Source organism: Methylobacterium sp. Leaf104 (assembly GCF_001422885.1).
Classification (GTDB): domain Bacteria; phylum Pseudomonadota; class Alphaproteobacteria; order Rhizobiales; family Beijerinckiaceae; genus Methylobacterium.
This window is the reverse complement of record NZ_LMMZ01000041.1, coordinates 59,775-82,357: the sequence shown is the minus strand read 5'-3', so window position 1 is coordinate 82,357 and position 22,583 is coordinate 59,775. Positions and strand designations below refer to the sequence as shown.

At 67.6% G+C, this 22,583-nt stretch carries 19 protein-coding genes; 7 read left to right on the top strand and 12 right to left on the bottom strand.

The window, feature by feature from the left end; all coding sequences use genetic code 11:
• Positions 1-24: 24 nt before the first annotated feature.
• On the top strand, positions 25-2,631 hold the full coding sequence (locus ASF49_RS22220; RefSeq protein ID WP_055958950.1) for an AAA family ATPase: 2,607 nt from the start codon (positions 25-27) through the stop codon (positions 2,629-2,631).
• A 229-nt stretch (positions 2,632-2,860) separates the two neighbouring features.
• Here ASF49_RS22220 and ASF49_RS22215 read toward each other — a convergent pair whose 3' ends face one another.
• The 5 genes from ASF49_RS22215 to ASF49_RS22200 form a co-directional block, all read right to left on the bottom strand.
• On the bottom strand, positions 2,861-3,106 hold the full coding sequence (locus tag ASF49_RS22215; protein ID WP_055958954.1) for an SDR family oxidoreductase: 246 nt from the start codon (positions 3,104-3,106) through the stop codon (positions 2,861-2,863).
• 260 nt (positions 3,107-3,366) lie between these two features.
• Entirely contained in the window at positions 3,367-4,110 is a 744-nt protein-coding gene (locus ASF49_RS24020) for a hypothetical protein (protein WP_146180524.1), read from the bottom strand.
• A gap of 168 nt (positions 4,111-4,278) precedes the next feature.
• Complete coding sequence (locus ASF49_RS22210) at positions 4,279-4,944, bottom strand: hypothetical protein (protein WP_056149076.1); 666 nt, start codon at positions 4,942-4,944, stop codon at positions 4,279-4,281.
• Positions 4,941-5,543 (bottom strand): type II TA system antitoxin MqsA family protein, encoded by a 603-nt coding sequence (locus ASF49_RS22205; RefSeq protein WP_082473294.1) that lies wholly within the window; start codon positions 5,541-5,543, stop codon positions 4,941-4,943. The genes ASF49_RS22210 and ASF49_RS22205 overlap by 4 nt, the downstream gene beginning before the upstream one ends.
• A complete protein-coding gene (locus tag ASF49_RS22200; RefSeq protein WP_055958963.1) occupies positions 5,540-5,857 on the bottom strand; it encodes a type II toxin-antitoxin system MqsR family toxin in 318 nt (105 codons plus the stop codon). Before ASF49_RS22200 ends, ASF49_RS22205 begins: the two co-directional genes overlap by 4 nt.
• A 388-nt stretch (positions 5,858-6,245) precedes the next feature.
• Between ASF49_RS22200 and ASF49_RS22195 the strand changes: the two genes are divergently transcribed.
• The 3 genes from ASF49_RS22195 to ASF49_RS22185 all read left to right on the top strand — a co-directional run bounded on the left by ASF49_RS22195 (position 6,246) and on the right by ASF49_RS22185 (position 11,348).
• Positions 6,246-6,644, top strand: coding sequence for a hypothetical protein (locus ASF49_RS22195; protein WP_243214755.1), 399 nt, complete (start codon positions 6,246-6,248; stop codon positions 6,642-6,644).
• A gap of 139 nt (positions 6,645-6,783) precedes the next feature.
• Positions 6,784-8,091, top strand: a complete 1,308-nt coding sequence (locus tag ASF49_RS22190) for an efflux RND transporter periplasmic adaptor subunit (protein WP_055958966.1) — start codon at positions 6,784-6,786, stop codon at positions 8,089-8,091.
• 11 nt (positions 8,092-8,102) lie between these two features.
• Positions 8,103-11,348: an efflux RND transporter permease subunit gene (locus ASF49_RS22185; RefSeq protein ID WP_055958969.1), complete on the top strand. Its 3,246-nt coding sequence runs from the start codon at positions 8,103-8,105 to the stop codon at positions 11,346-11,348.
• A 222-nt stretch (positions 11,349-11,570) separates the two neighbouring features.
• Here ASF49_RS22185 and ASF49_RS22180 read toward each other — a convergent pair whose 3' ends face one another.
• A complete protein-coding gene (locus ASF49_RS22180; protein WP_055958972.1) occupies positions 11,571-11,972 on the bottom strand; it encodes a MerR family transcriptional regulator in 402 nt (133 codons plus the stop codon).
• Between the two features lie 99 nt (positions 11,973-12,071).
• Between ASF49_RS22180 and ASF49_RS22175 the strand changes: the two genes are divergently transcribed.
• Both ASF49_RS22175 and ASF49_RS22170 read left to right on the top strand, forming a co-directional pair.
• A complete protein-coding gene (locus ASF49_RS22175; RefSeq protein ID WP_055958976.1) occupies positions 12,072-14,255 on the top strand; it encodes a heavy metal translocating P-type ATPase in 2,184 nt (727 codons plus the stop codon).
• A 232-nt stretch (positions 14,256-14,487) separates the two neighbouring features.
• Entirely contained in the window at positions 14,488-14,754 is a 267-nt protein-coding gene (locus ASF49_RS22170; protein ID WP_055958979.1) for a hypothetical protein, read from the top strand.
• A 92-nt stretch (positions 14,755-14,846) separates the two neighbouring features.
• Here the strand turns inward: ASF49_RS22170 and ASF49_RS22165 are convergent, their stop codons facing one another.
• Both ASF49_RS22165 and ASF49_RS22160 read right to left on the bottom strand, forming a co-directional pair.
• Positions 14,847-15,590: a DUF4396 domain-containing protein gene (locus ASF49_RS22165; RefSeq protein WP_055958982.1), complete on the bottom strand. Its 744-nt coding sequence runs from the start codon at positions 15,588-15,590 to the stop codon at positions 14,847-14,849.
• Positions 15,591-15,595: 5 nt separating this feature from the next.
• On the bottom strand, positions 15,596-16,345 hold the full coding sequence (locus tag ASF49_RS22160) for a MauE/DoxX family redox-associated membrane protein (protein ID WP_055958985.1): 750 nt from the start codon (positions 16,343-16,345) through the stop codon (positions 15,596-15,598).
• Between the two features lie 137 nt (positions 16,346-16,482).
• Between ASF49_RS22160 and cueR the strand changes: the two genes are divergently transcribed.
• A complete protein-coding gene (gene cueR, locus ASF49_RS22155; protein WP_055958989.1) occupies positions 16,483-16,956 on the top strand; it encodes a Cu(I)-responsive transcriptional regulator in 474 nt (157 codons plus the stop codon).
• A 28-nt stretch (positions 16,957-16,984) separates the two neighbouring features.
• On the opposite strand, the gene ASF49_RS22150 is transcribed toward cueR, so the two are convergent.
• The 4 genes from ASF49_RS22150 to ASF49_RS22135 form a co-directional block, all read right to left on the bottom strand.
• On the bottom strand, positions 16,985-17,317 hold the full coding sequence (locus ASF49_RS22150; protein WP_055958992.1) for a four-helix bundle copper-binding protein: 333 nt from the start codon (positions 17,315-17,317) through the stop codon (positions 16,985-16,987).
• Between the two features lie 160 nt (positions 17,318-17,477).
• A complete protein-coding gene (locus ASF49_RS22145) occupies positions 17,478-20,654 on the bottom strand; it encodes an efflux RND transporter permease subunit (RefSeq protein ID WP_055958995.1) in 3,177 nt (1,058 codons plus the stop codon).
• The gene (locus ASF49_RS22140; protein WP_055958997.1) at positions 20,651-22,177 is read right to left on the bottom strand and encodes an efflux RND transporter periplasmic adaptor subunit; all 1,527 of its coding nucleotides are present in this window, start codon (positions 22,175-22,177) and stop codon (positions 20,651-20,653) included. Before ASF49_RS22140 ends, ASF49_RS22145 begins: the two co-directional genes overlap by 4 nt.
• Positions 22,174-22,578 carry a FixH family protein gene (locus ASF49_RS22135; RefSeq protein WP_055959001.1) on the bottom strand — a complete coding sequence of 135 codons (405 nt, stop codon included), beginning with the start codon at positions 22,576-22,578 and terminating at the stop codon, positions 22,174-22,176. The genes ASF49_RS22140 and ASF49_RS22135 overlap by 4 nt, the downstream gene beginning before the upstream one ends.
• Between the last annotated feature and the right edge of the window lie 5 nt (positions 22,579-22,583).

Here is a 22,583-nt window from a genome sequence, read left to right as displayed (position 1 = left end):
ACCCATGCGGGGGAATGGGTCTCGATGGCGGCGACGGGTTCGGTCTTCGAGATCATCCTACAATGGTCGAGGAATAAGCCTGACTGGCAGCGGGACGCTCTGCGTCGCATCGTGGCAAAGCGCACCCTCGACGCCGACGATCACCGCGAGCTTGCGCTACTCTGTAAGAGGGGATGCGGCTTCCCAGGGATCGAGGTGACCCCGTCGCCCTTTGGCGTCGAGCATGTTCCGTCCATGGCCACCACTAGCGAGAAGGTGGCGCTAACCTCGATCAGGGACGTCATGGGTGTCAATCGGCTGGCTCCCGGCCAGGAACTCCAGTTTCAACCCGATGGGATCACGATCGTCTACGGCGACAACGGGGTGGGGAAATCCGGGTACGCCCGCATCCTGAAGCGGGCGTGCCGCGCGCGTTCCCCCGGCGAGATCCTGCCGAACGCCTTCGGCGGCGGTGCCGATGCGGGATCCGCCACGATCGGATGCGTCGTATCGGGCGATCCGATCGCGCCGCTGGCCTGGACCGACGCGGGCTCTCCCCACGCCCTCCTTTCCAGCGTCAGCGTCTTCGACCGCGAATGCGGAATGGTCCATGTGCGCGAGAGGAACGAGGTCGCGTTCCGTCCGTTCGGGCTCGACATCCCCGATGAGCTCGCCGGCGTCTGCCAAGCGATCCGCACGGCGCTGACGGCGGAACAGGGGGCGCTTGAGCAGGCGCGGGATTCGGCGTTCACGGAACCCGCGTTCGGGTCTGGGACCCGGGTCGGGCGGCTTCTCGGCGCGCTCGCTCCGGGTACCGACCTCGGACCCCTGGAGAAGCTGTCGAACCTGTCAGCGGAGGAGCGCGCAAGGCTTCGCCGGCTTGAGGAGGACCTGGCCCGCGACCCGGTCCGGGCCTCGGGGGAGCAGCGCGAGCTGGCCCGGGCCGTACGCCGCCTCTCCGAGGAGCTTGATAGGGTCTTCGGGGCGGTGTCGGATGCGGAGCTCACGCAGCTTGCGGCGCTCGCCGGGACCGCCCGCTCCAAACGCTCCGCCGCCTCGCTCGCGGCCGAACGCGCCTTCGGCGGAAGCGCCCTGAAGGGGGTCGGGGAGGCGACCTGGCGAGCCCTATGGGACGCGGCGCGGCATTACTCGGAGCATGTCGCCTACGAGGGGCACGACTTCCCGCGGACGGACGCGGAAGCGGTCTGCGTGCTCTGCCACCAGCCGATCTCCGAAGGGACCGGGGATCTGAAGCTGACCTTTGAGGAGTTCGTGAAGGCCGACAGCGAGCGCGAGGCGCGGAAGGCCGAGGTGGCCTACGAGGAGGCCCTGGGGAAGCTGTCGGGTCTGTCGCTGCGGATGTCCGGGTTTCCGCTGCGCCGCCAGCTGTCGGTGACCCATCCGGATGTCGCCGCCGCGATCCTGCGCGGGCTGGCGACCGTCCGGCTTCGGCGATGGATCTGCACGCGGGCACTCGCCGACCGCGGCGCGGGTCCAATGCCCGTGGTTGCGGCCGGCATCATCGGCACGCTAACGACTCTTGCGGATGATACGCAGGCCTATGCCAAGGAGCTTCTGACGGCGGTCGATCCCGCCGGTCGGGTACGGCTGGTTGCGGAACGGGACGAGTTGCGTGACCGCGCACTCTTGGAGGCACTGCTGCCGAAGGCGAGGATCGAGGTGGCACGGCTGAGCGAGCTGGCGGGTTTGAAGGACTGCCTGTCCGAGATGGCGACGAATGCCATCACGACGCTCGGCAACACGATCGCCGACAAGGTCATCACGCCGAAGGTCCGCGATCGCTTTCAGGAAGAGATCCAGAAGCTGGCCGCCCACAGGGTGAGGGTCGACATCGTCCGTTCGGGCGGCAGGTACGGCTCCCCGCAGTACCAGGTCCGGCTGTTCGCCAACGAGAGGGCGAAGGTCGGCGAGATCCTGAGCGAGGGCGAGCAGACCTGCGTGGCCCTGGCCGCCTTCCTGACCGAGCTCGCTACCGCGGCTCATGGATCGACGCTGGTCTTCGACGATCCGGTCTCCTCGCTGGACCATCGGTGGCGGCGCAAGGTCGCCGAGCGGCTGGTCGAGGAAGGGGGCGTCCGGCAGATTATCGTCTTCACGCATGACCTCGTCTTCCTGAACGACCTGCATGCGCTGTCAATCGACGGCAGGATCCCGGTCTCCCTGATCTCGCTCACCCACACCTCTGTCGGCGCGGGCGTCGTGAACCAGGGACTGCCCTGGATCGGGGCTAAGGTCCGGGAGCGCCTCGACGCTCTTGAGAAGGACGCGCGGGCGGCCAAGGTCCTCTACGACGACAATCGGGATGATGAGTACGGGGCTGCGGCCTCCCACTTCTTCAGCAGGTTACGAAGTACGTGGGAACGGGCCCTTGAGGAGGTGGCCTTCAACTGTGTCATCCAAAGGCACCGCGACTACATCAGCACCAAGGACCTGAGAAAGGTGGCGAGCCTGACCGTTGCCAACGTCGAGGATTTCGCCGCCGGCTTCAAACGGTGCTGCGATCAGACGGAAGCCCACGATCCATCTCCCGGGCGGAACGCTGCTCCCCTGCGCCCAGACGAACTGCTCAAGGCCGTCGGGGACCTGAGGGCCTGGGTGGACCAGCTTCGTGAGCAGCAAAAGGGCGTTTGACGGCCTTCTGTCATCGTCGCCTGCCGCAGTAGGTGCCGCGGCCACCTGGTTGAGAGCGACGGCGCCCTCCGCCGCGGCAGCCTGGCCCTGCTCGCCCCCAACACCATGCAAGGCCCCTTTCTAATGATCGCCGAGCGGATCCCCGACGCGCTGACCACCTCGACCTTCGAGCGGGATGCCGACCGGAACATCGCAGGCTGCGACGAGCCCTGATGCGCCTTAACGGTTTTCACCTATCAATCGGATTTGGAGGTGCGGGCCCCGGCCTACCGCCGATAGGCATCGTGCCAGGAGTGGTCATCCCACCATCGACGAGAAGGGTGTCGCCGACGATGTAGTCGGACAGGTCGCAGGCCAGGAGCGCGATGGCCGCGGCGATGTCCTCGACCCGTCCGATGCGACCATACGGGATCTGCGACACCGCACTGCGGAGATTTTTACCCTGCATCTCGCCCGCGTTAATGCCGGTCCTCACGGCGCCGGGTCGATGGCGTTCACGCGCACCCCGCGCGGGGCGAATTCCTGGGCGAGGGTGCACATCAGCGTCGTCGTGCCGCCCTTCGAGGCCGCGCAATTAACGTGATCGCCCCACGGGATGCAGTCGTGTGACCTGAAGGCTCCCGACGCGATGGGAACCAGCGTCGTCGGCTGACTTCCCGGCTATTGAGCCAGCCCCGGCTTCTGTTCACTTCCGGCCGTTTGTAGTTTGCACTGATCAGTGTAAAAGGCAATTTTTCAAATATCAAAAATCGCCTTTTCATCGTCTATCGAAGGTAATCGGGGGCTCCTAAGCAGTCTCAATCTTTCATGTCTTACATATGCTGCCCTTTCAATTTGTCCTCTGAGTGAACTTCGCATGATTTCACCGGGGACAGTTTCGAGAATATCTGAAATTGTTTGATCTTTTATTGGTAAGAACAAACTCTTTTTCAGAACGCTTTTATTGAGAGGTTCTTTCCCCCAATATGTTTTTAAATCACGAATGACAGGCTGGATTTGATCAAGCACGGCAGCCCCATGTAATCGCGTGAATTCTAAGTGATCCATATCTTGATCATCATCGTGCATCCGATTTATATCTCTCAAGCAACATGCAGGAAATCCGTTTACATATAGATTTGACTCTGGTCTTGACAGACTAAATCTGAGATCAGTTGATATTTCTTGACAGTCAACTATTCCGAATGCGACGGCCTTAACGAGTAGGTCAACATCTTCAGTAAGTCGCTTGGGTCCAATTTTTATGAAAGGTAGCTTCTGTTCTCGCTGATACATACAGGCTTGTACGAAGCCGACAGCATCCAAATCAAAATTATGCGCAGTGAAGATTGCGCGAATTCTGAGTTCGATGTCGGACGGCGCAAGCTGATTTATATCAGCAAATATTCGAGGTTTTTCTATTTCCTCGTGAAATATTTTGTAGAATTCCGTGCCTCCGATACCTATCATGCCATTATTATCTCTCGTTGAGAGGTTCACGTAGAGAATGCGTGATAATTAGTTCGTGATTGATATATACAAGTACAATACAATCCGATGATATAGATCGCGTGACAACGCTTATAGCTTCTTAGATGCGCTTTCATCAAAACCCCGTTACCAAGGTTACAGCAAATCGCCGCGGCACACCGAAACTGATGCCCGGGCTCAGGCCTTGAGCGCCTCGATGCTGTCGAGGAGGTCTGGGCCGCCGGTCCGGCGGGCGCTCCACTTGCGGAAGATCGCGAGGACACTGCGATCGGTGATGCCGTGGCGGGCTGGGTTGTTCTCGTCCAGGACGCGCCGGAGCCGGGCGGGGACGTCGCGGTGCCAGAACTTGGTATGGTTCGGGCCGACCTCGCGTCCGAGTTCCTGGTAGGCGCCGTTGCCCGCCCAGCGCAGGCCCTTGGCGCCGAGCAGGGTACCGATCTCGCTGGCGCGGAAGTCGAGCTTCCGGCCGATACTGCCCGCGGTACAGATGTAGACCACTGCGGACTCCGCGGAGACGGTGGGCAGGTCCGGGGCGGCGCCCTCGCCGCCGACGCGGGCGAAGGCCTCCTCCGCCTTGCCGGTCCGGACGCCGTGCATCTCGGTGACGAGGAGCTCGACGCCGCGGGTGAGCCGCTCAATGAGCTCGCCTTGCCGCTGGAGGCGCTCATCCTGTTCCCGGACACGCGCTAGATGCTCACCGCGCTCGGCGCGGAGGATCTCGTTCTGCTCCCGGAACTGTGCCGCGATGGTCTCTCCCACGTCGCGCCGGAAATCCTCCATATCCGCGAGGGGTTTCCTCGGCGGAAGGTGGTGGAGCACGCCCATGGGAGGCTTCTCGCTCATGCGGCGACGGCTTCCGGGTTCGCGTGGTTACCGTGGAAGGCGTCGAAGGCCGCGTCGGCAGCGAGGGCGGCGAAGCGCTCGTGGTCGATCTCGGTGCGCCGCCCGAGGGCGTCGCGCATGACGGCGTGGGCGCGCTTGCGATCGTCAAGCTCGATCTGGGCGAAGACGCCCTCGGCCTCCGGGTTTACGACCCCGGCCGCAAGCATCTCGCGGCGGGCGAGGTAGGGGTCCCGGGCTAGGGCGCGGATGTAGCGGTCGGCGACCTTGCTCTGAGGAACCTTGCCGCGCTCCCAGCGGGTCCAGGTCTTCGGGCCGGTGGAGAGGATCTGTTCCATGTCGGCCTGGCGGAGCTTGTACTTGAGGCGGATGGCGTTGAGCTCGGCGGCGGACAGGAGCCCGTCCATCTCTCGCACGGCGTTGGCGACGGCGAGCTCGTGCTCAGAGATCTGAGAGCCCTGATAGCTGACGTTCCCGCATTCGGCGCAGACCATGCGACGGTCCTGGATGGCGAGGCTCTTCCCCGACCGTTCGACCACGAAGGGCTCGACGCGCTCGCAGACCGCGATCGCCTCGCAGGCTTGGCAGGCCTCCATCGTCATCGATCGATATCCTTCTTGAATGAGGTGACGACCAGGACGTCAGCGCCGGTGACCAGCAGCTTCAGGAACATCCAGTCGGCGCAGTCGTCGACCCAGATCGAGTAGTAGTCCGACACGGTGGTCGGGTGGTGTCTTCGCGTCGGCTCGGACTTGCTGAAGTGCGCCTCGCCCAATTCCGTCTGGATGATCGCCCGCAGGTCGTCAGTGTCGAGCTTACGGGTCCTGAGCTCTTCGAGGACGGGAGAAAAGAACGAACAGGCCTCCTCGTCGGCGGCGAGCGCGCGGACCTTTGCCAGGGGATTGTGCGGCGCCATCCAGCCTCCAAGAGGTAGCACCATGCTACCCGAACTTCAACCGCGGCATTCTGCTGAGGCTGGCGGCCCGGCTCCCTTGGTTGATCCTCGGTAAGCGTGGCCTGGAGCGTTTTACGCATGGGCCGGTGCGCGGTTCCGTCCCTTCGTGGAAGGGGCCGCCCGTGCCTAACCCAGCTCCATCTTTGGCTTGTCGGACGATCGCCAGGACCGGTTCCAAAACTAGGTGCGCAGCATGTCCGATGCCCGGTCCCGCTCCTCGCCGACCTGCTCGGGCGGGCGGGAATCGCGACGCTACGGCGACCCAAGTCGCAGAGGGGGGCGACGTCTCCGCGGACGCACCCCCGAGCATGTCGGCATTCGGATAGGCGTCCTGGGACGCCCGTCCGGCATGTACGAGCGCCTCCGGATCGTCCATAAGGCAGTCATGAGCGCGGGATTCCCGATCAGGGCCTACGAGGCGTCGCGCGGCTGGTGGGCGACCGCCGTCCGCCTGCTGTCGTTCGTCCTCCTCCTGGCGCTCATGGCGCCCTGTGCGATTTCCTCCGCCGACGCCCATCGCCTTCCTGATCACGCGCCCGCGTTCGCCACGTCCTCGCATAAGGGTGCGCCGGACCAGCCCGACGGGTGCCCGGCCTGCCATGCGACCTGCGGCTGCCATCTGGCCATTTGCATCGAGGCGTCACCCGGGATTCCGATCGCCACCGCCGGACGCCCGTCCTATGCCACGGCCGACGTCACCGTAGCCTCGATCTCCGCCGGTCGCCTTCCAAGGCCCCCTCGCGCCTGAGGCGGCACCGCCACGGCTGTGGCGGATGCAGACCGGACATCCCAGCGGATGCCGGCTCCTTGAGCGAGCTTGACTTGATCCGGACCGTCGACCCAGCCCCAGGCGGTGACCGCGGTCCTATGCGAACGGCCTCCCTTCCATGCGTGCAATCATATCCGTGGCCCTCCTGGCCATAGGCGTCGCCATCGGCGGTGCCGTCCCCCGCGTGTCCGAGACCGTGCGGGGCGCGCTGGCCGCCGCCGGCCTGTCCTCCACCGCGGCCAAGACTCCGGCGACCAACGCGGCCGTGACCGGGGCGCAGGCCACCAAGGTCGACGGCGACCACAAACACGCCGAGGGCGAGGCGCACGGCCACGACGAGGCAAGCGAGGGCAAGATCAAGATGACGGCCGAGCAGGCCGCCGAGCAGGACATCAAGCTGGCGCATGTCGAGGGCGGCATCCTCTCGCGCCATCTCCTGGTGCCCGGCACCATCACCCAGGACGCCGACCGGATCGCCCGGGTGCCTGCGCGGGTCGCCGGGACAGTGGCGGAGATGCGCAAGCGTCTCGGCGAAGACGTCGCCAAGGGCGAGATCGTCGCCGTCCTGGACAGCCGCGAGGTCGCGGATGCCAAGAGCGACTTCCTCACCGCGACGGTCAAGGCGGATCTGGAAAAGACCAACTTCGACCGGCAGCAGGCCCTCTGGGACAAGAGGATCTCGGCGGAATCGGCCTTCCTCAACGCGAAGGCCGCCTACTCCGAGGCGGGCCTGCGGGTCGATCTCTCCCGCCAGAAGCTATCGGCCCTCGGGCTGAACGCGACCGAGGTCGCCGCCGCGGCCAAGAAGGACGAAACCACTCCGAACTTGTCGTCGCTTCGCCGCTTCGAGCTCAGGTCCCCCCTCGCAGGGCGGATCGTGGAGCGCAAGGTCGACGTCGGAACGAAGGTCGGCAGCGAGGGGGACCCGGCCGACGTCTATACCGTGGCCGACCTCTCCTCCCTCTGGATCGAGCTCCCCGTCCCCACCACCGAGCTGTCCAAGGTCCGCGAGGGCGCCAGGGTGACTATCGTCGGGAGCGAGGACGCTCCCCGCCCCGAGGGCAAGGTCGTCTTCGTCAGCCCGATCCTCAACCCGGAGACGCGCTCGGCCCGGGTCATCGTCGCCCTGCCGAACAAGGACATGTCCTGGCGCCCGGGCACCTTCGTCACGACCGAGATCGAGATCGCCCAGGACAAGGTCGTTGTGCGGCTGCCGAAGTCCGCCATCCAGACCATCGGTGGCGAGAAGGTGGTGTTCGTGCGGACCGAGGAGGGCTTCTCGAAGCGGGAGGTGACCCTCGGCAAGGCGGACGACGATGCCTACGAGGTCGTCGCCGGCCTGGAGCCCGGCGACGAGGTCGCGGTGGCCAACTCCTTCGTCCTGAAGGCCGAGCTCGGCAAGGCCGAAGCCGACCACGACCACTGAGGGCGGCCGCCATGATCTCGAAGATCCTCGACTTCTCCGTCCGCCAGCGTTGGCTCGTGGTGCTCCTGTCGCTGCTCGCGGCCGGGTTCGGCGTGTTCTCACTGACGAAGCTTCCCATCGACGCGGTGCCGGACATCACCAACAACCAGGTGCAGATCAACACCACGGCGCCCTCGCTCTCGCCGAACGACATCGAGCGCATCATCACGTACCAGGTCGAGACCGCGCTCGCAGGCATCAAGGGCCTGGAATACACCCGCTCGCTATCCCGGAACGGGTTCTCCCAGGTCACCGCCGTCTTCTCCGAGGCGACGAACATCTATTTCGCCCGCCAGCAGGTCGCCGAGCGCCTTCAGGAGGCCGAGGCGGCGATGCCGTCCGGGGTCGAGCCGCGCATGGGGCCGATCTCGACGGGCCTGGGCGAGATCTACATGTGGTCGGTGCACTACGCGAAACCTGCCGAGCGCAAGGTCTCGAAGCCCGGTAAACCCGGTTGGCAGCCGGACGGCAGCTACCTCACACCCGAGAGCCACAGGCTCTCGACGGAGCTCGAACGCACGGCCTACCTGCGCACGGTCCAGGACTGGATCATTCGCCCACAGGTGAGGACCGTCCCAGGTGTGGCCGGCGTCGACGGCATCGGCGGCTTCGAGAAGCAGTACCACGTCCAGCCCGACCCGATGAGGCTGACGGCCCTCGACCTGTCCTTCGCCGACATCGGCAGGGCGCTGGAGGCCAACAACGCCAACCAGGGCGCGCGCTACCTGGAGGACAACGGCGAGGGCTACGTCGTGCGCGCCGCCGGCCGCTTGGAGAGCATGGAGGACATCGGGTCGGTCGTCGTGACCACACGCGGCGGCGTGCCGGTCCGCATCTCCGACGTCGCCGAGGTGCGGATCGGGCGCGATCTGCGCACCGGGTCGGGCAGCGAGGACGGGCAGGAGGTCGTCATCGGCACCGCCCTGATGCTCATCGGCGAGAACAGCCGCACCGTCGCCGCCGCGGTCGACGCGCGCATGACCGGCATCCGGCGCACGCTCCCGCCCGGCGTCGAGGTCCAGACGGTCCTCAATCGCACGGTCCTGGTCGAGGCCACCATCCGAACGGTCGCCAAGAACCTGGCCGAGGGCGCCGCCCTCGTCGTGGTCATCCTGTTCCTGCTGCTCGGCAACATCCGCGCGGCCATCGTCACGGCCCTAGTCATCCCGGTGGCGATGCTGATGACCATGACGGGCATGGTCCAGGGGCGCATCAGCGCCAACCTGATGAGCCTCGGGGCCCTCGATTTCGGCCTTATCGTCGACGGGGCAGTCATCATCACCGAGAACGCCCTTCGCCACCTCGCCGAACGCCAAGGGGAACTCGGGCGAAAGCTCGACTTGGAGGAGCGCCTCGCCACCGTGCGGGCCTCGGCCGAGGAGATGATCAAGCCCTCCCTCTACGGGCAGGCCATCATCATCCTCGTCTACGTGCCGCTCCTCACCTTCACCGGGGTCGAGGGCAAGATGTTCGAGCCGATGGCGCTTACCGTCATCATCGCCCTGGTCGCGGCCTTCGTCCTGTCGCTCACCTTCGTCCCGGCGATGATCTCCATCGTCATCACCGGCAAGGTCACCGAGACCGACAACTTCTTCGTCCGGGCGATCAAGGCCGCCTACCGCCCGGTCCTCGGGGCCGCCCTGCGCGTGCCCATGCTTTTCGTCGCGGTCGCCCTGGTGCTGCTCGTCGGAGCCGGCGTCCTGTTCAGGGGTCTGGGGCAGGAGTTCATCCCGCAGCTCGACGAGAAGAGCATCGCGTTGAACGCCCAGCGCATCCCGTCGACGTCCCTGTCGCAATCGCAGGCGATGCAATTGAAGGTCGAGCAGGCCATCGGCCGGTTCCCCCAGGTCGCCTACGTCTTCTCGAAGACCGGCACCGCCGAGGTCGCCTCGGACCCGATGCCGCCGAGCTCGTCGGACACCTTCGTCATCCTGAAGCCGCAAGCCGAATGGCCGGACCCGGACCTGTCCAAGGCCGAGTTGCAGGAGAGCATCGAGAAGGCCCTCGGGGCGCTCGCGGGCAACGTCTACGAGTTCTCCCAGCCCATCCAGCTTCGCTTCAACGAGCTGTTGGCCGGCACCCGCGGCGACCTCGCCGTAAAGGTCTTCGGCGATGATCTGGGCGCGATGACCGCGGCCGCGAACCAGATCGCCGGCATCCTGCGCGGGGTCGAGGGCGCGGACGACGTGAAGGTCGAGCAGACGGCTGGGCTGCCGTTCCTGGAGATCGGGATCAACAAGGCCGAGGCGGCCCGCCTGGGCCTGAGCACGTCCGCGATCCAGGACGTCATCGGGGCGGCCATCGGGGGCCGCGAGGCGGGCGTCGTCTTCGAGGGCGACCGGCGCTTCCCCATCGTCGTGCGCCTCAACGACAAGGTGCGCGAGGACCGCGAGGCCCTGGAGAACATCCCGGTGCCGTTGCCTCCCGGACCGAACGGGCGCGCCGCGTCCGTGCTCCTGAAGCAGGTCGCGAGCTTCTCGGTGACGGAGGGCCCGAACCAGATCTCGCGCGAGAACGGCCGGCGCCGGGTCGTGGTCACCGCCAACGTCCGGGGCCGCGACATCGGCTCGCTCGTGGCCGAGGCGCAAGACAAGGTGGCCACGGGGGTCTCACTTCCGGCCGGCTACTACGTCACCTGGGGCGGGCAATTCGAGAACCTGGCTTCCGCCCGCCAGCGCCTGATGGTGGTCGTCCCGGTGTGCTTCTTCCTGATCTTCCTGCTGCTGTTCTCGGCCCTGAACTCGGCCCGGGACGCGCTCCTGGTGTTCAGCGCGGTTCCTTTGGCGCTGACCGGGGGCATCGCCGCCCTATGGCTGCGGGGCATGCCGTTCTCGGTGCCCGCGGCCGTCGGCTTCATCGCCCTGTCCGGGGTGGCGGTGCTCAACGGCTTGGTGATGCTGACCTACATCAAGCAGCTCATCGCCGAGGGACGGCCAAGGCGCGAGGCCATCATGGAGGGCGCCATGACCCGGCTCCGTCCAGTGGCGATGACCGCGCTGGTGGCATCTCTCGGGTTCGTACCGATGGCGCTGGCGACCGAGACCGGGGCAGAGATCCAGCGCCCCCTGGCGACGGTAGTCATCGGCGGCCTCATCTCGGCGACCCTTCTGACCCTCGTCGTCCTGCCGGCCCTCTATGCCAGGTTCGCCGGTGCGGTCGCCCCCGAGAGGAAGGATCGGCCCATGCCGGTCCAACCGCATCTCCGCGCCGCCGAGTAGGAGGGTCGGCATGAGCAAGAAGGTCGCCCGAACCATCGCTGACTGGGGCGGCGGCGGCTCACGTCGCCGACGCCGCGTCAGGCCCCACGTCCGTCGCGCGGCCGGCCGGGCGTTCGCCCTGGCCCTCATCGCCATCCCGGCCTGCGTCTACCTTCTGTACTGCCTCTGCAACATCGGCGGGAGGACGCACTTCCACCTGATGCCGACGAGGCCGATCCATCCTCAGGACGGATCCCCGTGGGGAGACAAAGCCTCAATGATGCGGCAGTCGGCGACGGACCCGCAGCCGCACTGACCGATGACGTCACGCAGCTCATGCGCCAACCGGGTCAGGTCGGCCAGCTTGCGCTCGACCTGCGCCAGGTGGGCGCGGGCGATGGTGTCGACCTCGGCGCAGGACCGGTCGCGGTCGTCGGCCATGGCGAGAAGCTCCCGGATCTGGTCGACCGTGAAGCCGAGGTCCCGTCCCCGCCGGATGAAGCTCAGGCGGCGCAGGTGCTCCGGACCGTAGAGACGGTAGTTGCCCGCCGACCTTTCCGGCGCCGGCAGGAGCTTCACCTTCTCGTACCACCGGACCGTCTCGACGCGGGTGTTCGTCGCCGCGGCCAGGTCGCCGATGGTCATGGGGGGTGCGTGCGCCATGGCCTTGACCCTGTAGTTCCTACAGGGTGCATGTAGGGCCTCAGACCCTTCGGCGCGAGGCCCGGGTCGACGGAGCTTGCCATGTCAGGGCTAGGAACATCGGGAGCGGTCCCCGCGGGCGCCGCGCTGCGCTACCGCGTGAAGGGCATGGATTGCCCGAGCTGCGCGACCAAGATCGAAACGGCGGTAACCCGCCTGCCCGGCGTCCGCGACGTGCGCGTGAACTACACGGCCCAGGTCCTCGACCTCGTGCTCGACGAGGGCTCGACGCCCAGGGCGGACCTGGAGAACCGGATCACGGGGCTCGGCTATGGCGTCGGGTCCCTGCCGATCGCGGCCGACCTCGCCCGCTCGCAGACGACGGGTATCGCGGCCCCGGCCATCGTCGAGGAGGAGGCGGAGACCCCCGCCTGGCGCAGCCGCAAGGGGCTTTTGGCGCTGGGCATCGCCGTCCTGTTCGCAAGCGGATTTCTCCTGCAGACGGTTCGGCCCGGGCTGGCCGGGGAATACGCCTACTGGCCCGGCGCGCTCCTGGGTCTCGCCTTCTACGGACGCCGCGCCATCGCCGCCGCCCGCAACGGCTCGCCCTTCTCCATCGAGATGCTGATGTCGGTCGCCACCATCGGGGCGCTCGCCATCCATGCCGCCGAGGAAGCGGCGGTGGTGGTCCTCCTCTTCACCGTTGGCGAGATGCTCGAAGGCTTTGCGGCCGGCCGGTCCCGGGCCGGCATCAAGGCCCTCGTGGGCCTGGTGCCGAAGACGGCGCGCCTGGTCGAGGGGGACGGCGCCGTGCGTGAGGTGGCGGCCGCCTCCCTGGTGATCGGCCAAACCGTGCTGGTGCGCCCGGGTGACCGCGTCCCTGCGGACGGCGAGGTCACGGACGGCACGTCGAGCCTCGACGAGTCCCCGATCACGGGGGAATCGGTGCCCCGGCCAAAGGAGGTCGGGGACGCCGTCTATGCCGGCAGCGTCAATGCGGACGGGGCCCTGCAGGTCAGGGTCGCCCGGATGCCGTCGGACAACACCGTCGCCCGCATCCTGCACATGGTGGAGGAGGCGCAGGCGTCGAAGTCGCCGACCGCCCGGTTCATCGACCGCTTCAGCGCCGTCTACACCCCGGTCGCCTTCGCGGTCGCCGCGCTGGCGACGCTTGGCCCGCCGCTGCTGCTCGGCGCCGACTGGGGCACCTGGATCTATCGCGGACTGGCGTTGCTCCTCATCGCCTGCCCCTGCGCCCTCGTGCTCTCGACCCCGGCCGCCATCGCCTCGGGTCTTGCCGCCGGAGCGCGGCGGGGACTGCTGGTGAAGGGCGGCGCCGCCCTGGAGACCATCGGACGGGTGCGTACCGTCGCGTTCGACAAGACGGGGACGCTCACGGCAGGGCGTCCAAGGGTCACCGACGTCCTCCGATTTGCCCCGGACATGACGGATCGCACCCTGCTCGGGCTCGCGGCGACGGTGGAGGCCGGATCGAGCCACCCCATCGCTCGTGCGATCCTCGAACGTACGGAGGCCGACGCCATCCCCCTGCGCCCCGTACGCGATGCCCGTGCGGTTCCCGGCAAGGCCGTCCAGGCCACGGTTGCGGGACGCACGGTCGCGGTGGCATCCCCGCGCCACGCCGCGACACTGGCCAGCCTCTCGCCGGAAGCGGAAGCAACGGTGCGGGCCCTTGAGGAAGCGGGCAAGACCGCCGTCGTCGTGGTTCGGGACGGAGAGGCGCTCGGCGTCGTGGCGGTCCGGGACGAGCCCAGACAGGATGCGGCCGCCGGCGTCGCGGCCCTGCGCCGGCTCGGGGTCGAATGCGTGATGCTGACCGGCGACAACCGGCGCACCGGCGAGGCCATCGCCAAGGGCCTGGGACTATCGGTCCGGGCCGACCTGCTGCCGGCCGACAAGCTCGCCGAGATCGGCGCGTTGAAGGAGGTCGGGCCGGTCGCGATGGTCGGCGACGGCATCAACGATGCCCCCGCGCTCGCCTCCGCCAGCGTCGGGATCGCGATGGGCGGCGGCACCGATGCGGCGCTGGAGACAGCCGATGCGGCCATCCTCAACGACCGGGTGACGGACGTGGCGGCGCTCGTGGCGCTCTCCCGGGCGACGCTCGGCAACATCCATCAGAACGTGGCCATCTCCCTCGGGCTGAAGGGCGTGTTCCTGGTGACGACACTCGCCGGCATCACCGGGCTATGGCCGGCCATTCTGGCGGATACCGGGGCGACCGTCCTGGTGACGGCCAACGCCCTTCGCCTGCTTCGGGCCTGAGACGACGGTTTCGTGCTGGCTACGCGCCGGTGCCATCGTTGTGACCGGAGGCCGGAAACCACGACGCCGAGTTTCCGGAAAAGCTTTCCTTATCCAAGGCGACCGGGAGACTGCGCACCCACGGAACCGTCTCAGAAGCGGAGCCGTTCCTCGTCGCTCCCGTACCGTCCGTGCCGGTCCCATGATCGGCTCGGGCGAGACCGAGCCACCAACAACCCACGAGGAAGCCCCCATGAGGAAGTCCCTTTTCGCCGTCGCTGCCCTGGCCGCGCTCGGCGCCATCGGCATCGCCGCCCCCGCGTCGGCAGCCCCGGGCATGGTCGGCGCCGTCGAGGCCCAGACCAGCATCGTCGACGTCCGCATGGACGGGATGCACGGCCACCGCGGCCATGGCCGCATGATGGGCCATCGTCACGGGCACGGCCACATGATGCGCCACCATCACCACCGCGGCCACATGATGCGCCACGGTCATGGTCATCGCCACCACCGCATGTGATCGTCCAGGGGCCCTTCGGGGCCCCTTATTCCTTCTCTATTAAAACGACGGACCTCAAGGCAGGCAGGTCGCGCGGCCTGGCGGAAGCGAGCTTACATCCGCTCCTTGATGCTGGAGCCGACGAGCCACCAGTTCACCGGGTAGCTGGTCATGAATCCCGCGACCACGGCGACCTGCATGGCGAACCAGAACTCAACTGAGTTCACCGGCGCCCGTTGACCGGCAAGGTGCGGGAACACGGCGAACTGCGCGAGCGCCATGAAGCCGTACATGCCGACCTGCCAGGCGATCAGCGACAAGGTGTCGGCCTTGAGCGCGGCGACGATGCCCCGGCCCGGGGAGAGCCCGCGCATCGGCACGATGGCGTAATACTGGAACACGATCCCAAGCCCGAAGGCGAAGACGAAGTCCAGCGCCCAGACCGCGTACATCTTCTCCTCGAACAGCGACTGCCAGCCGAACCAGACCGCCACCACCGGCGCCAGGAAGGCGAGCCACTCGGCGGCGACGTCGCCCAGCATGCAGCCGCTCCCGCAGTGGAGCGCGCCCTTGCCCACCATCACCGGGAACGGCGTTTGCGTCATGTTCGGCGGCTTCTCGTCCCGCTCCATCGCGCGGTGATGCGCCTCCATGGTCGCGAGGCGGCCATAGCGAAAGTAGGCCCAGACCACGACCACCGTGCCGAACAAGGCGCTGACCGGCCAGACCACGTTCATCACGGTCATGTGCTGCGGATGCCGAATGACCTGCACCGACAGCAGCAACGAGCAGGCGGCCCCGAGCAGCAGGGCCAGGATCGAGAGCGCGTGGAGCCAGGCGGGGAACGTCGTGGCCATGCCGCTCAATGCCCCATCGCCAGCATCCAGACGGCCATGGCGACCATCATCACATTCTCGGTCAACGAGACGAAGCCGAGCGGCACCTTGCTCGATCCGCCGACGCAGGCGCACTTGATCTCGCGCTTGTCGACGTAGACCGCCTTGAACACCGAGACCGCGCCGATGGTGCCGATGAACAGGGCCACGGGGATCGACAGCCAGTTAAGGGCGCCGGCCACCATCAGGACGCCGGCGATGCCCTCCAGGAACGGGTAGGCGTAGGCGTAGCGCACCCAGCGCTTGGCCAGCAGGTCGTAGCCGAGGAACATCGACGAGAAGGTCTCGACGTCCTGCAGCTTGAGGAGGGCGAGGACGCACATGCTGAAGGCGATGTACCACTCGCCCGCCCGGACCGTCAGGGGCGTGCCGTACACGGCGTAGCTCGCCGCGAGCGCCATCAGCGCGGTCATCGAGAACACCGCCACCACCGGCGTGTAGGTCGTCGCGTTCGGGTCGTTGGCGGCCTGGCCGAAATGCCGCCTGAGGTCGTCGAAACCCCCGACGCGCTCGCCGTTGATGAAGGTCTGGGGCGTCGACTTGACCGCATGCTCGGCCTTGAAGCGGTCGGTCTCCTCGCGGGTGGTCAGCCAATGGTCCTCCACCTGGAAGCCCTGGCGTTCGAGGAGGTCCTTCGCCTTGAGGCCGTAGGGGCACGTGTGCTGCGGCATCATCATGCGGTACAGGACGGCCTTGCGGGACGCGGTGGCTTGCATCGGAAACTCCGTGGGTTGTCGGGGCGCGATGCCGTCCGGGCCTCGAAGTGGAAGCAGGGTGCGGGCAGCGGCCGATTGGGCTTGCGGACCTTCCTGCACCTTCCCATCATAGGAAGGTCAACGGAGGGACTCTCACGATGAACATTGGCGAGGCGAGCCGGGCCTCCGGGGTCTCGGCCAAGATGATCCGGCACTACGAGAGCATCGGGCTCGTGCCCCCGGCGGACCGGCGCGACAGCGGCTATCGCGATTATGGCACCGCCGACCTGCACCGGCTCGGCTTCATCCGGCACGCCCGGGACCTGGGCTTCTCGCTGGACCGCATCCGGGTGCTGCTCGGGCTCTGGAGCGACCCTGCCCGCAGCAACGCCGAGGTGAAGGCCATCGCGAGGGCCCACGTGAAGGAGCTCGAACAGCGGGCCCGCCAACTCAACGAGATGGCGAACGCCCTCCGGTCCCTGGCCGACGCCTGCGATGGCGACGGCCGGCCGGACTGCCCGATCATCGCCAGCCTGGAGACCGGGGCGAACGTCCCGCCCTGCCATCCGGGCGCCTCCCCGGGGGCGATGCCGCCCCCCGCACCGCGCCGGAAGGCCGTGGCCGGTCGCTGAGTCCGAACCGGCCCCGGCGGCGCTTCGGTCAGGCAGCCATCTTCCGGCAGCTCTCGGCGCAGCGGCGGCACTGCTCGACGCAATGCTGCATGTCGCCGACCTGCTCGCAGCTTCGGGCACAATCCTCGCAGACGTCGGCGCACTCGGCGCAGGTGTGCTTGTGATGCCTCGTCCCGATCAGCATGAAGTGCGCCGACGTCCGGCACATCTCGGCGCAGGCCAGCATCAGGCGGAAGTGCTCGGGCTCGACGTGCTTGCCGCCGGCCGGCAGGCAGCGGTTCGAGGCCATGCCGAGGCAGGTCTGGTAGCAGCGAAGACATTCGTCGATGCAGGACTGCATCTCGCTCGACATATTGCTCATGTGAAGCTCCTTGATGTTAGACAAAAAGAAACGAGCGTCAGCACTGGATGACAGTACCCCTCCAGTATTGCCTTGCTCATTCTGTCAACTCAGACGGCTATAGTTCGTTCTAATAAATTCCTTCTCTCATGCCCGGGATACTCAATCCGTCCGCAAGCGCCTACTCCGCCGCCTCGCGGTAAGCGGGTCGTTCGGCCGGGGCGACGCTCGCCGGCGTCTCGGCGGCCGCGGACAGACCCCATCCCTTCACGAGGGCGTAGACCGCCGGGATGACGACCAGCGTCAGCACGGTCGAGGACACCATCCCGCCGATCATCGGCACGGCGATGCGCTGCATCACTTCGGAGCCGGCGCCCGTGCTCCACAGGATCGGGATCAGGCCGGCCATGATGGCGGTCACGGTCATCATCTTCGGGCGAACCCGCTCGACCGCACCGACCATGATCGCCCGCCGCAGGTCCTCGCGGTTCAGGGGCCGCCCCTCGCGTGCGCAGGCGGCCCGGACCTCGTCGAGCGCGTGGTCGAGGTAGACCAGCATGATCACCCCTGTCTCGGCGGCGACGCCGGCGAGCGCGATGAAGCCCACCGCCACGGCCACCGACATGTTGAAGCCCATCCACCACATCAGCCAGATGCCGCCGACCAGGGCGAACGGCAGCGACAGCATGACGATGAGCGTCTCGGTCAGGCGCCGGAAGTTGATGAACAGCAGCAGGAACACGACGAGCAGCGTCAGCGGCACCACGACCTTCAGGCGCGCCTCGGCCCGCTCCAGGTATTCGTACTGCCCGCTCCACTGCAGGGTCGTGCCCTGTGGGAGCTTGACCTCGTCCACCACGGCCTTGCGCGCCTCGGCCACGTAGCCGCCGAGGTCGCGCCCATTGATGTCGACGAAGATGTAGACCGCAAGCTGTCCGTTCTCCGTGCGGATCGAGGTCGGGCCCCGGGTGAGTTCGACCTTGGCGACCTCGCGCAACGGCACCGTGCCCCCAGCCGGGAGTGGCACCTGCACCTCGTCGGCGATGGCCCGCGGATCGGACCGGAAGGCCCGGGGGTAGCGGACGTTGACGGTGTAGCGTTCGCGTCCCTCGACGGTGTTCGTCACGCTCTGGCCGCCAAGCGCCGTCGCGATGACGTCCTGCACGTCCCCGACCATCAGCCCGTAGCGCCCGAGCGCCTCCCGGTCCGGCGTGATGTCGAGGAAGTAGCCGCCGATGACCCGCTCGGCGTAGGCGCTCGACGTGCCCGGCACGTTGCGCACCACCGCCTCGACCTGGCGAGCGACCCCTTCCATCTCCTTAAGGTCGGTGCCCAGCACCTTGATGCCGACGGGCGTGCGAATGCCGGTCGAGAGCATGTCGATGCGGGCGCGGATCGGCTGCGTCCATGCATTCGACACGCCCGGGAACTGCAGGGCCTTGTCCATCTCGGCCTTGAGGCTCGCCAGCGTCACGCCGGGGCGCCACTCGGACGGCGGCTTCAGCGCGATGACCGTCTCGAACATCTCCATCGGCGCCGGGTCGGTCGCGGTGTTGGCGCGGCCCGCCTTGCCGTAGACCGAGGCTACCTCCGGGAAGGATTTTATGATGCGGTCCTGGGTCGCGAGGAGCTCGCCGGCCTTGGTCACCGACAGGCCCGGCAGGGTCGTCGGCATGTACATCAGCGTGCCCTCGTTGAGGTCGGGCATGAACTCCGAGCCGAGCTGACGGGCCGGCCACACGGTCGCCGCCAGCACCCCGAGGGCGAGCAGGACAGTCAGCACCCGCGCCCGCAGGACGCCCGCGATGAGCGGCCGGTAGAGCCAGATCAGGAGCCGGTTCAGCGGGTTCCTGTGCTCCGGGATGATCCGGCCCCGCACGAACAGCACCATCAGCGCGGGGACCAAGGTCACCGACAGGATCGCGGCTGCCGCCATGGCGAAGGTCTTGGTGAAGGCCAGCGGCCCGAACAGCCGGCCTTCCTGGCTCTCCAGTGTGAAGATCGGCAGGAAGCTGACCGTGATGATGAGGAGCGAGAAGAACAGGGATGGGCCGACCTCGGACGCCGCCTCCACCAGGATCTCCGTCCGCGGCTTGCCTGGCGGCGCCCGTTCCAGGTGCTTGTGGGCGTTCTCGATCATCACGATGGCGGCGTCGATCATGGCGCCGACCGCGATGGCGATGCCGCCCAGGCTCATGATGTTGGCGCCGAGACCCAGGGCTCGCATGCCGACGAACGCCATCAGGATCCCGACCGGCAGCATCAGGATGGCGACGAGCGCGCTCCTCACATGCAGCAGGAACACGACGCACACGAGCGAGACGACGACGCTCTCCTCGACCAGCGTGTGCCGCAGGGTGTCGATGGCCGCGTCGATGAGCTGGGAGCGGTCGTAGACCGGCAGGATCTCGGTGCCCGCGGGCAGGCTTTTCGCCACCTCCGCAAGCTTCGCCTTCACGCCCTCGATGACGTTCAGCGCGTTCGCGCCGAAGCGCTGCAGGACGATGCCGCCGGCGACCTCGCCCTCGCCGTTCATCTCGGTGATGCCCCGACGCTCGTCCGGTCCGAGCTCGACCCGGGCGACGTCCCGGACCCGCAGCGGCGTGCCGCCGGAAGTCTTGAGGACGATGTTCTCGATGTCGGCGACGCCCCTCAGGTAGCCGCGACCGCGGACCATGAACTCGAACTCGGAGAGCTCGACCGTGCGGCCGCCGACGTCGGCGTTGCTCGACCGGATTGCGTCCCGGAGCTTGTTGAGGGAGATGCCCTGGGCACGAAGCCGGTTCGGGTCGACCACGACGTTGTACTGCTTGACGAAGCCGCCGACGCCGGCGACCTCGGCGACGCCCTCTGCCCGCGAGGCCCCGAACCGGACCACCCAGTCCTGCAGGGAGCGAAGCTCGGCGAGCGTCCGTTCCTTTGCGACGACGACGTACTGGTAGACCCAACCCACGCCCGTGGCGTCGGGGCCGAGTGTCGGGGTTACCCCGGCCGGCAGGCGGCTCGCCGCGGCGTTGAGGTATTCGAGCACCCGCGAGCGGCCCCAGTACGGGTCGGTGCCGTCCTCGAAGATGACGTAGACGAACGACACGCCGAAGAACGAGAAGCCGCGCACCACCTTCGCCTTCGGCACCGTCAACATGGCGGTGGTCAGCGGGTAGGTGACCTGATCCTCCACGACCTGTGGCGCCTGGCCCGGGTACTCCGTGTAGACGATGGCCTGCACGTCCGAGAGGTCGGGGATGGCGTCGAGCGGCAGGGTGCGCAGCGACATCACCCCGACCGCGACGGCGAACACGGTCCCAACCAGCACCAGGACGAGGTTACGTGCCGACCAGCCAATGAGGCGCGCGATCATGGCGTGCCTCCCGCGTCGGCGGCCAGCCGGTCGTCCTTGGGCGGCGCCATGCCCTGGAGGGCCGCCTTCAGGTTGCTCTCGGCGTCGATGAGGAAGTTCGCGGAGGTCACGACGCGGTCGCCGGCCGAGATGCCGTCGCGGATCTCGGTGTAGCCGGTGCCGCGCACGCCGACCTTGACCTCCTTCGGCTCGAAACGGCCTTCCCCGCGGTCGAGGAGCACCACCTGCCGCTCGCCGGTGTCGATGACGGCGTCGTCCGGCACCGCGACCACGGGCTTGGTGTCGCCGGTCGCGACCTCGACGTCGGCATACATGTCGGGCAGCAAGGTGCCGTCGGGGTTCGGGAGCTCGATGCGCACCCGCGTGGCCCGGGTCTCCGGGTTCACCTGCGGATAGATCGTCCCGACCTTGCCGGAGTAGATGCGCCCCGGGGCCGAGCGCAGGCGGATCGTGGCGGCTTGCCCGACGCGGACGTTGGAAAGGTCGCGCTCGGGCACGTCGGCGAGCACCCACATCGTCGCGATGTCGCCGATGCGGAACAGGGTATCGCCGGCCGCGGCCTTCATGCCCTCGATGGCGGTCCGTTGCAGGACGATGCCGTCCCGGGGCGACGACCAGGTGATGGCCATCGGCACGTTCCGGGTCCGCTCCATCTCGTCGATCACCGCCTCGGAGACGTTCAGGTTCCGCAGGCGCCGCCTCGCGCCGTCGAAGCCCGGGTTGGCGATGAGCTGGGCCGCCGCCGCGTTGATCTCGGGCGAGTAGACGTGGACCAGCGCCTGGCCCTTGCGGACGCGGTCGCCGGTGGTGACGTTCTCGACATGGTCGACGTAGGCGTCCGACCGGGTCGCGATGACCGTCACCCGCCGCTCGTCGAGGGCGACCGTGCCGGGCACCCGGACGGGCTGCGCCACCACCCGGCGCTCGATGACCTCGGTCCGCACGCCGGTGCGCTGCACCTTGCCGGGCGAGACGGTGACGACGTTGCCGTCGCTGTCCTCACCCTCGTAGACGGGGATGTAGTCCATCCCCATCGAATCCTTCTTGGGCGTGGCCGAGGTGTCCGGCAGCCCCATCGGGTTGCGGTAGTAGCGGATGCGGCGGGCGCCCGCGGCGGGCTTCGCGTCCCCGGCCTTCCCCATGTCCTGGGCGGCCAAGTCATGCCCGGCCATCCCCTGGCCGGCCATGTCGGCAGGCATGGCCTCGCCGTCGTCCGAAGCGTCGAAGCGCACGTCCTCGCTGGCGTGGACCGCGCGGAACTCCCGGCCATCCGCGGTCGCCATCGGCGACAGCGAGTAGACCGGCTTCCCGTCCGGGTCCTGGTAGTAGACCACCGGTCCGGCCGCCTTCGTGGGGGCCGTAGCCTGCGCGGCCGGCATGGGGGCCGGAGACCACCGGGCGAGCTCCGTCCGGGCGCGCTCGGCGAGCGCCGGCACGGGGTTCTCCCCATGCCCCGCGACATAGCCGGCGCCCCCCGCCGCGAGTGCGGCGAGGGTCCCGGCGAACCAGGCCGCGCGGCTCACTTGACGGCCTTGAAGACCAGCTTGTCCTCGACCGTGCCGGTCTCGCCCTGGACCTTGGCCCCGAGCGACAGGCGCCAGCCGCCGGCCATCGTGAGCTTCGCCTTGAAGCGATAGACGCCCGGCTCGGTCGTGGGGAGCTGCTCGATCTTCGAGGTCATCTCGTCCATGCTGTCGGGCGCCATGTCGATGCGCTTGGCGAAGATCACGGCGTCGGGAACCGGCTTGCCGCTGCGCTTATCGAGAAGGCGCACCGACAGGACAGCCTCGCCGACCTTGGCCTCCTGCTGCAAGAGCTCGAAGCGGTAGTCCTTGATGTCGGCAAGCGCCGGGAACGCGGTCGCCGACAGGGCGGCACCGAGCAGCGCCGCCGAGACGGCGCGCGGAAAAGGCTTCTGGGTCACGGGTG